The organism is Streptomyces polyasparticus (genome assembly GCF_014493765.1).
GTDB lineage: Bacteria > Actinomycetota > Actinomycetes > Streptomycetales > Streptomycetaceae > Streptomyces > Streptomyces polyasparticus.
In genome coordinates this window covers 1-1,428 of sequence record NZ_JACTVJ010000095.1, presented here as the reverse complement: position 1 = coordinate 1,428, position 1,428 = coordinate 1, and the positions used below count along the sequence as shown (strand labels likewise).

1 protein-coding gene is annotated in these 1,428 nt (G+C 45.8%); it reads left to right on the top strand.

Annotated features, from left to right (window positions below):
• Window position 1 precedes the first annotated feature (1 nt).
• A partial coding sequence (locus tag H9Y04_RS49035) for a catalase (RefSeq protein WP_187820138.1) occupies window positions 2–1,428 on the top strand: 1,427 nt, incomplete at its 3' end.

Below are 1,428 nucleotides of genomic sequence, written 5' to 3'. Positions count from 1 at the left end.
AATGGCTCCAACCTTTACGAATTCTAATGGATGTCCCATCCCAGAACCTTTTGCTACCCAACGTGTGGGTAAGCATGGTCCATTATTGCTCCAAGACTTCAACTTGATTGACTCCTTGGCTCATTTTGACAGAGAAAGAATTCCTGAAAGAGTTGTTCACGCCAAAGGATCTGGTGCTTACGGATACTTTGAGGTGACCGATGACATCACCGATATCTGTGGAGCCAAGTTCTTGGACACAGTTGGTAAGAAAACCAAGATTTTCACCAGATTCTCCACCGTTGGTGGTGAGATGGGTTCGGCTGATACCGCCAGAGATCCAAGAGGTTTTGCCACCAAATTTTACACCGAAGAGGGTAATTTGGACTTGGTTTACAACAACACTCCTGTGTTTTTCATCAGAGATCCTTCCAAGTTCCCCCACTTTATTCACACCCAAAAGAGAAACCCAGAAACCCACTTGAAGGATGCTAACATGTTCTGGGATTACTTGACCACCAACTACGAGGCAATTCATCAGGTAATGGTCTTGTTCTCTGACCGTGGTACCCCAGCTTCTTATCGTGAAATGAACGGTTACTCGGGTCACACTTACAAATGGTCTAACAAAAAGGGTGAATGGTTCTACGTTCAAGTCCACTTCATATCTGACCAAGGTATCAAGACCTTGACCAACGAGGAAGCGGGTGAATTGGCAGGCTCCAACCCAGACTATGCTCAAGAGGATTTGTTCAAGAACATTGCTGCTGGTAACCACCCATCGTGGACTTGTTACGTTCAAACCATGACCGCTGAGCAGGCCAAGAAAGCACCATTCTCGGTGTTTGACTTGACTAAGGTTTGGCCTCACAAGGACTACCCTATGAGAAGATTCGGTAAATTTGTGTTGAACGAAAACCCAAAGAACTACTTTGCCGAGGTTGAACAAGCTGCTTTCTCTCCAGCTCACACCGTTCCTTACATGGAGGCATCTGCCGACCCAGTGTTGCAATCTAGATTGTTCTCTTACGCTGACACTCACAGACACAGATTGGGTACTAACTACACTCAAATCCCTGTTAACTGTCCTGTTACCGGTGCTGTATTCAACCCTCACATGAGAGATGGTGGAATGAACGTTAATGGTAACTTGGGAGCTCACCCCAACTACTTGGCTACTTCTCACCCAGTGGAATTCAAGCAATTCTCTTTGCAAGAAGAACAAGAAGTTTGGGAAGGTGCTGCTTGTCCATTCCACTGGAAGGCTACTGACGATGAGTACAAGCAGGCATCTGATTTGTACAAGGTTATGGAAAGATATCCTAATGCTCAAGCTCACTTGGCTCACAATGTTGCTGTCCATGTTCAAGCTGCTGACCCTCACATTCAAGACAGAGTGTTTGAAATGTTCTCCAAGGTGAATGGTGAGTTGGGAGCTGCCATCAAGAA